Source organism: Haloferax sp. s1, assembly GCF_058382125.1.
Window position 1 is genome coordinate 1 of the sequence record NZ_JBZRPK010000568.1, and the last position, 7,681, is coordinate 7,681.

At 60.5% G+C, this 7,681-nt stretch carries 11 protein-coding genes; 6 read left to right on the forward strand and 5 right to left on the reverse strand.

Annotated features, from left to right (window positions below):
* Nucleotides 1-49: 49 nt before the first annotated feature.
* Nucleotides 50-547 (reverse strand): hypothetical protein, encoded by a 498-nt coding sequence (locus QT222_RS10625; protein ID WP_491477157.1) that lies wholly within the window; start codon nucleotides 545-547, stop codon nucleotides 50-52.
* Nucleotides 548-771: 224 nt separating this feature from the next.
* Between QT222_RS10625 and QT222_RS10630 the strand changes: the two genes are divergently transcribed.
* From QT222_RS10630 to rpiA, 3 genes are all read left to right on the forward strand, one after another.
* Nucleotides 772-1,035, forward strand: coding sequence for a hypothetical protein (locus tag QT222_RS10630; RefSeq protein WP_491477158.1), 264 nt, complete (start codon nucleotides 772-774; stop codon nucleotides 1,033-1,035).
* A gap of 119 nt (nucleotides 1,036-1,154) precedes the next feature.
* Nucleotides 1,155-2,279 carry an ORC1-type DNA replication protein gene (locus QT222_RS10635; RefSeq protein ID WP_004058436.1) on the forward strand — a complete coding sequence of 375 codons (1,125 nt, stop codon included), beginning with the start codon at nucleotides 1,155-1,157 and terminating at the stop codon, nucleotides 2,277-2,279.
* Between the two features lie 70 nt (nucleotides 2,280-2,349).
* Nucleotides 2,350-3,042, forward strand: coding sequence for a ribose-5-phosphate isomerase RpiA (gene rpiA, locus QT222_RS10640; protein ID WP_004058433.1), 693 nt, complete (start codon nucleotides 2,350-2,352; stop codon nucleotides 3,040-3,042).
* Nucleotides 3,043-3,137: 95 nt separating this feature from the next.
* Here the strand turns inward: rpiA and QT222_RS10645 are convergent, their stop codons facing one another.
* Nucleotides 3,138-3,305 carry a DUF1931 family protein gene (locus QT222_RS10645; RefSeq protein WP_004058431.1) on the reverse strand — a complete coding sequence of 56 codons (168 nt, stop codon included), beginning with the start codon at nucleotides 3,303-3,305 and terminating at the stop codon, nucleotides 3,138-3,140.
* Between the two features lie 183 nt (nucleotides 3,306-3,488).
* Here QT222_RS10645 and larB point away from each other — a divergent pair, with 183 nt between their 5' ends.
* Nucleotides 3,489-4,244: a nickel pincer cofactor biosynthesis protein LarB gene (gene larB, locus QT222_RS10650; RefSeq protein WP_491477159.1), complete on the forward strand. Its 756-nt coding sequence runs from the start codon at nucleotides 3,489-3,491 to the stop codon at nucleotides 4,242-4,244.
* 79 nt (nucleotides 4,245-4,323) lie between these two features.
* Here the strand turns inward: larB and QT222_RS10655 are convergent, their stop codons facing one another.
* Nucleotides 4,324-5,169, reverse strand: a complete 846-nt coding sequence (locus tag QT222_RS10655; protein ID WP_491477160.1) for an ABC transporter permease — start codon at nucleotides 5,167-5,169, stop codon at nucleotides 4,324-4,326.
* Nucleotides 5,166-5,495 (reverse strand): ATP-binding protein DrrA1-3 family domain-containing protein, encoded by a 330-nt coding sequence (locus tag QT222_RS10660; RefSeq protein WP_014732058.1) that lies wholly within the window; start codon nucleotides 5,493-5,495, stop codon nucleotides 5,166-5,168. Before QT222_RS10660 ends, QT222_RS10655 begins: the two co-directional genes overlap by 4 nt.
* 44 nt (nucleotides 5,496-5,539) lie before the next feature.
* Here QT222_RS10660 and QT222_RS10665 point away from each other — a divergent pair, with 44 nt between their 5' ends.
* Entirely contained in the window at nucleotides 5,540-5,803 is a 264-nt protein-coding gene (locus QT222_RS10665) for a GIY-YIG nuclease family protein (RefSeq protein WP_004058424.1), read from the forward strand.
* Nucleotides 5,804-5,838: 35 nt separating this feature from the next.
* Nucleotides 5,839-7,212: a phosphoglucomutase/phosphomannomutase family protein gene (locus tag QT222_RS10670; protein WP_491477161.1), complete on the forward strand. Its 1,374-nt coding sequence runs from the start codon at nucleotides 5,839-5,841 to the stop codon at nucleotides 7,210-7,212.
* On the opposite strand, the gene QT222_RS10675 is transcribed toward QT222_RS10670, so the two are convergent.
* Nucleotides 7,209-7,613 carry a DUF7344 domain-containing protein gene (locus QT222_RS10675; protein WP_004058421.1) on the reverse strand — a complete coding sequence of 135 codons (405 nt, stop codon included), beginning with the start codon at nucleotides 7,611-7,613 and terminating at the stop codon, nucleotides 7,209-7,211. The genes QT222_RS10670 and QT222_RS10675 overlap by 4 nt on opposite strands.
* Between the last annotated feature and the right edge of the window lie 68 nt (nucleotides 7,614-7,681).

Sequence of the window (7,681 nt, forward strand, 5' to 3'; positions counted from 1 at the left end):
GGCATGGGTGGAGTGGCGAGGGAGTCGCAATACGCTTTCTGTGTCCGTACTACTGGTCGGGACAGTATTCGGTTGAAAAACTGTCTTCGATAACCGTCTGTAGGTGCATTTCGAACCACTTCGGTGCGTCAGGACCGGTTTTTCGATAGGGTCCTCGGCCGTTTTCGAGGTCGGCGTCGATGTACGAACAGCCATCCCACGCGTAATCCTCCGGCGGGAGACGCCGGTCGAGACTCGCTTCGCTGTCCGCCTCCGCTAACTGGAGACGGTAGTGTGCTGGTTCGACCGACCAGTCGGGCGTAAACGAAGCGACGGAACTCGAATCTTCACTCGACAACGGCCCCAGTGAGACTTCCTCGTCGAGGACGAGTTCCGACTCTCGGAACAATTTCAGCTGAACTGTTGCCGGGTACTCCGTCCAGTTGTGGAGACGCACACCCGTCATCGCCACTTTCGGACGAGTTTCAAGCACTTGTCCAACGCACCCACTGGTTCCTGCTGCGAGAACCGCGAGCATCGCCCGTCTTGAGAGTGAGTCGTGAGTCATTGGTCACAGACGCGAGCATAATGAACTGGCTGCCATTCCATCACTACATTTGACATTTTGTTTCAGATTGCTATGGTTTTGTCGGCGCCCCCAATTGACATCGTCCGACGTCAGTCAGTAGATTGTTAACCAATCTTATCTTTCGTCAGCATATCTCTCTACTGCTGGAATCGATGCCGACCACCCGCCTTCTTTTATTACACTTCATAGACAATATTCAGTTCATGCCCTCCAACCAACTCACGCCCGAAGAGCAGTACGAAATTACGTATCGGGCCATGAAGAACGCCCTCTGGCACGTACTCGGGACGAGTGTGTACCTGGTGTTTCTCATCTTCGCGGCCGCTATCGGACTGCTGACCTTCGCGCTCCCCGCGTTGGGGTCGTTCGCGCAGGGAAACTCCGGACTGTTCGTTCTCGGGGTCGGTCTCCTCGGCGTCTTCATCGCCGGATTCGCGTTCTACCGTATTTACCAACTCCTTCAGTAGGCGGCGTCCGACGCTCGAACTCTCCGTTCAGTTCGACGCTCGACTTTCTAGTTCCGTCCGCCTCCCGTCCGACGGTATCCGGTAAACGATTAAGTCCCCTGCGCGTGGTACTATACTCGATGAGGGAGGACCCCGAAGAGGGGATGCTGTCGTGGGACGAGACGGTGTTTCGCGACGAACACGTCTTCGAGATTGACCACGTTCCGGAGACGTTCAACCACCGCGAGAGCCAACTCCGGAGCCTGAAGTACGCGCTTCGCCCGGCGGTTCGCGGCTCTCGCCCCCTGAACACGATGGTTCGTGGTCCACCGGGCACGGGCAAGACCACCGCGGTACAGAAACTCTTCGGCGAGTTGGGCACGCAGTCTGGCGTCCGAACTGTCCGGGTGAACTGCCAGGTCGATTCGACCCGCTACGCGGTCTTCTCGCGGGTCTTCGAGCATATCTTCGAGTACGAACCCCCGTCGTCGGGTATCTCGTTCAAGAAGTTGTTCGGCCAGATTACCGACCGTCTCGTGGAAGACGACGAAGTGCTCGTCGTCGCCCTCGACGATGTGAATTACCTGTTCTACGAGAACGAGGCCTCCGATACGCTCTACTCGCTCCTTCGCGCCCACGAGGCGCACTCCGGGGCGCGTATCGGTGTCATCATCATCTCGTCGGACCTCTCGCTCGATGTCATCGACGAACTCGACGGGCGCGTCCAGAGCGTCTTCCGGCCCGAAGAGGTGTTTTTCCCGCGCTACGACGTGGACGAAATCGTCGATATCCTCCGCGGCCGGACCAAACGCGGTTTCCACGAGGATGTCATCGGCGCGCCGGAACTCGATAAAGTCGCCGAGTTCACTGCCGATAGCGGCGACCTGCGCGTCGGCATCGACTTGCTCCGCCGTGCTGGTCTCCACGCCGAGATGCGCGCCTCCAGAACGGTCGATATGGAGGACGTGGAGGCTGCCTACGATAAGTCGAAGTACGTCCATCTCTCACGGTGCCTTCGTGGGCTTTCGGACCCCGAGCGCGAACTGGTCCGCGTCGTCGCCGAGTTCGACGGCGAACGCGCCGGCGAGGTCTACGAGGCGTTCAACGAGGAGACCGGACTGGGTTACACGCGCTACTCCGAACTCGTGAACAAACTCGACCAACTCGGCGTTATCGAAGCGCGGTACACCGAAATCGAAGGCCGCGGCCGAACGCGTTCTATCTCGCTGGCCTACGACGCCGACGCCGTCTTGGACCGACTCTGAGGCGGTCGTCAGAGTCATCACGCGGACCTAACCGCGTCCATTTTTACTCGCCGCGCGAGTCGCCTGAGATATGAAAACTACCGGCGGAACCGACGAGCAGAAGCGCCGCGCCGCGGAGCGGGCGGTCGAAGCAGTCGAAGACGGCATGGTTGTCGGCCTCGGCACCGGGAGCACGACGGCGTTCGCCATCCGAGCCATCGGCGACCTCGTGGCCGACGGACTGGACGTTCGAGGCGTTCCGACCTCCTTTGCGTCCCGCGAACTCGCTCGCGAGTGTGGGATTCCGCTCGTCGACCTCGATGAAGTGGACGTTATCGACCTCGCAATCGACGGGGCCGACCAGGTAGAAACGACCGACGGCGCGCTCGTCAAAGGCGGCGGCGCGGCACATGCCCGCGAGAAAGTAGTCGATGCGTTCGCAGACCGTTTTCTCGTCGTCGCCGACCCCTCGAAGACCGCGGAGACACTTTCACACCCGATTCCGGTCGAAGTGTTGCCATCTGCTCGGAGCACCGTCGCGGCCACCGTCACGGACCTCGGCGGCGACCCGACGCTCCGCCGCGCCGAGAAAAAAGACGGCCCGGTCGTCACCGACAACGGGAACCTCGTCCTCGACTGCGATTTCGGGACTATCGACGACCCTAACTCGCTCGCAACGTCGCTCTCGAAGATGCCCGGCGTCGTCGAACACGGTATTTTCGCCGGACTCGCAGAGACGGTCTACGTCGGCACCGACGACGGCGTCGATAGCATCGAGTTGTAACTCGGAAGCCAGCTACTCGCTCGATTCGATTTCTTCCGTGGACGACGCAGTCGCTCTACGGTCGGTTATAAAAGAACGAGAGGTCTAAGACCGATTTACAGGTCGCGGGGCTGGACCGTCTTACGGTCGTTCTGCTCAGCACGGCGAGCAGCGTCTTCGAGAAGCTCCTTGACTTCCCCGTCGAGAGCGTCGTAGAAGTCCGAGGCCACGTTCTTGTCGTTGAGCGCTTCCTTGACGGCTGCCTTGACAATGAGGTCTGCCATACAGGATGTCCTACCGATTCCCCTTTAATAAATTTTCCTATATTGGACGTTAATACCGCCGTATTTGGCGGTTATGGCGCTTCTATGAGGACGGATTTCGAAGGAACAATCTCCACTTATATATTCTTTCCCTTGCTGAGCAAGAACGACGGGTATGAGTACGCCTCGGGCCAACGTGCGGCCATGCGCGACATTCTGGATGCCGTCGCGGACGGTTCTCTCTCGCCCGCGGAGGCTGAAGTACAACTCGCGGGGTACGCGACGACCGGTGCCGGACGATTCGACGCCGCCCGAGAGACGCGACGCGGGCTTCCCGAAGCGATTCTCGCGGAAGGAAAAACGCCCGACGAGACTGCGACGCTCGCCGTCGCGGCGGTCGAGACGAGCGGCCGTGCGCTCGTCACACGCGCCAGCCCCGACCACGCCGAGGCCGTCGCCGACGCGCTCCCCGAGTGCGATATCGACCGCGACGCCCGAGCGAAGACGGTCGTCGCCTGTGATTCGTCGTTCGAGCGCCCGGAACTCGATGCCACCGTCACCATCGTCACCGGCGGCACCTCGGACGCCGAGGCCGCGGGCGAAGCGGCCGTCGTGCTCCGCGAGATGGGCGCAAATGTCGAACGCATCGAAGATGTCGGCGTTGCCCACCTCGGCCGCGTTCTCGATCACCTCGACAGCCTCCGCGATGCCGACGTGCTCATCGTCGCCGCCGGACGTGAGGGTGCGCTTCCCACCGTCGTCGCCGGTCTCGTCGATACGCCTGTCATTGGTCTCCCTGTCTCTACCGGCTACGGACAGGGGGGTGATGGCGAAGCGGCAGTTCTGGGGATGCTTCAGTCGTGTACCGGCCTTTCGGTGGTGAGCGTCGATGCCGGGTTTATCGCGGGTTCGCAGGCGGGATTGATTGCTCGTGCGGTGGCGGGTGCCCGTGCAGAGTAGGGATTGTCTTGGGTTGTGTCGTGGCTCGCAATTCGCACCCTCTCGTCCTACACGAGAAAATCACTCGACTGTCTAATATTCACCCTAGATCTGCTCGCTGGAAGCGGTAATAGCCGAGTAGCATCGGTCCCGCCCCGAATACGACGAGAATACAGATCCCAAATACGTTCGGGAGTGTGTTGGTTATCTGCGTCGTCGGGTCCACCAGCGAGGTAATCCACCGGCCGCTCGACTGGAACGTCTGTATTGGATTCGCTCGTCCAGCGTAGCGAACCCAGAGCGGTCCACTCGCGGTTCCGAGGGTGGCGTACGCGTCTGTCGACGTACTTCCCGTGAAGAGGAGTGCAAATACTGGTTGGACGAGTGCTCCCCAAATATCCACAAGCGTACTGAGCGAAAGGTACGTCACAGCGAGTGCCGCTAACACGCGATACTGCGTCGAGAACGTCGCTGACAGTCCGATTGTGAAACAGGTCCAGACGATTGCGTAGAAAATCATCCAGAGCGCGATTGGCGTATACAGTCCCAGATAGTGCTCTCCGGTTCGAAGGAGCAGAATACCTTCGAGCATAATGAGGATGGGTACTAATGTGAGTAAAACCGCTGTCAGGCGAGAAACTAATTTCCCGAGTATCAGGTCTCTTCGAGTGCCGGGCAGGCCGAGAACTAACCGTATCGTTCCCGCCTCCCGTTCGCTTACAATCGCGTTGTAGCTGATTACAGCAACAAGGATGACGAGATACATCCTGAAATCGAGTGGTAAATTCGCAATCCGTGTTTCAACGGAATGCACACTTGACCCAAGTAGTCCCCAAAACGTTGGGACCATAAGTAGTGTCACGAGGGCGAATGCGCCCCAAACGAGGCGGTCGCGAAACACGTGCCGGAGGTCTTCGAGTGCGATAGTGGACACTCGGGAACTCATGCGATAGCCTCCGAATCGGTGACAGCGAGAAACAGTTCCTCCAGCGACGGTGACTTAATGCTGATATCTACAATATTTGAATCGGTATCGACGTACTCGATCGCGTTCACCTTCGCTGTCGAGTCCGTGCACGTGACTTCTACGACGTTGTCTTGCATAGAAATACTCGCAACGCCTTCGATTTGCGCTAAACACCCCTCGTCTAGTGTCTCGTCAACTTCGATTTCTATGACTTCGTGGGTTCCAGTGGCCGATTTAAGCGAATCGACCGTATCGACCTTTTCTGCACAACGTGAATCACGTGTGAACTCTCTGTTTGGGCGCAATGTCTGACGCTGGATTCATACCCCCGCCACCGAACCATTCTCCCGTGCATTTCGTCTACGTCCTCCAGTGTAGCGACGGCTCGCTGTACACCGGCTACACGACCGATGTCGAGCGACGCGTCGCGGAACACGACGCCGGTGAGGGAGCGAAGTACACTCGCGGGCGCACGCCAGTCGAACTCGTCCACGTCGAGGAGTACGACTCGAAGTCGGCGGCGATGTCCCGCGAGTACGAGATTAAACAGCTCAAACGGAAGCAGAAACTGGCGCTCGTCGAGTCGAAATCACAGAGCGTCGCCGACACGTAACGTAGTTTTTTGGCTCACCGCAGAGAGGTGCGCATATGGACGAAATCTCCTTCGGGACGGATGGGTGGCGCGCCACGTTGGACACGTTCACGGACGACCGCGTCCGAATCGTCGGACAGGCGGTCGCGGATTATCTCGCCGACGAGGGCTATACGGAGCCGGTACTCATCGGCTACGACGCCCGCGAGACCTCGCCCGGATTCGCCGAATCGCTCGCCGAGGTTGTCGCCGGAAACGGCTTCGACGTCCTCCTGCCGGAACGGGACTGTCCGACTCCGCTCGTCGCCTACGCCATCGCCGACCGCGGCCTCTCGGGCGCGCTCATGGTCACGGCCTCGCACAACCCGCCGGAGTACAACGGCGTGAAGTTCATCCCGTCCGACGGCGCACCGGCGCTTCCCGAAGTGACCGACGCCGTCGCCGCACACCTCGCCGAACCGGACCTCCTACCCGAGTCCGAGCGCGGCACTATCGAACGCGTCGACATCGTCTCACCGCACGCCGACCACGCTATCGACCTCGTCGGCGACAACATCTCCGGGCTGACGGTCGTCTACGACGCCATGCACGGGAGCGGTCGCGGCGTCACCGACGCCCTGCTCGAATCGGCCGGTGCCGAAGTCATCCGCCGGCGCTGTGAGCGCGACGCCGACTTCGGCGGTATCTCGCCGGAACCCTCCGAAGAGTACCTCGGTGGACTCGTCGACGCGATGGACGAACACGACGCCGACCTCGGTGTAGCGAACGACGGCGACGCAGACCGCATCGCTATCGCTGCGCCCGACCGCGGCGTCCTCGACGAGAACCTCTTTTTCGCCGCCGTCTACGACTACCTGCTCGAATCTGACTCCGGTCCGGCAATCCGGACCGTCTCGACGACGTTTCTCATCGACCGTATCGCCGAGGCGCACGGCGAGGAGGTCTTCGAGACGGCAGTCGGCTTCAAGTGGGTCGCCGACGCGATGCGCGAACACGACGCGCTCATCGGTGGCGAAGAGTCCGGCGGCTTCTCCATCCGCGGCCACGTGCGCGAGAAAGACGGTGTTCTCATGGCGCTGCTCGCGGCCTGCGCCGCGGCCGAGGAAGACTTCGACGCCCGCCTCGACCGCATCAGCGACGAGTTCGGCGATATCGTCGCCGACAAAATAAGCGTCGAGTGCCCCGACTCGGAGAAAGCACGCGTCATCGACGAGTTGGAGGACGAACTCCCCGAGACGGTCGCCGGCCGCGACATCGCCAAGGTCGTCACGCTTGACGGTTTCAAACTCCTCTTGGACGACGGTTCGTGGGTTCTCGTCCGCCCGTCCGGAACAGAGCCGAAGATGCGGGTCTACGCCGAGGCGGGAAGTGAAGACGCGGTCTCGACGCTCCTCGATGCGGGTCGCGACCTCGTCGAACCGCTCGTCTAAGACCCTCCTTCTCCCTCTCGCGTTCGTTCTCGGTGTTCGTCTTCTCCCGCTGCCGGTCGAACGACACCGCGATACGCCGGTGTGAACAACGGGAGCGTCTGTGCGTGGGCTGTCAGCGAGACGGTCTCACCGGCCGACTCCACGAGATTGGCCGCTTCGAGTTTCGGCAAGTGGATGTGGACGATACCCGTTTCAGCCTGTTCGACTACCTGTACGTCGACTTCGTCCGGTGGCTGGTCGGTCGTGCGAACCGCGAGCGCGACAGCGAGGTCCCACACCGACGCGGGCTCCGTCCTGTCGTGCAGATATTCGAGGACGTAGCGGCGTGACGGGTCCGCGAGCGCATCGAGCACGCAGTCCCAATCGGTGAGGATATGGTCACCCCGGTCTCGTTTTGCCATGACCCCGACTTTCTAGAACTTACCAATGCGAGCGTATATTTGTGTTGGTTGTTAACATTATACACGAG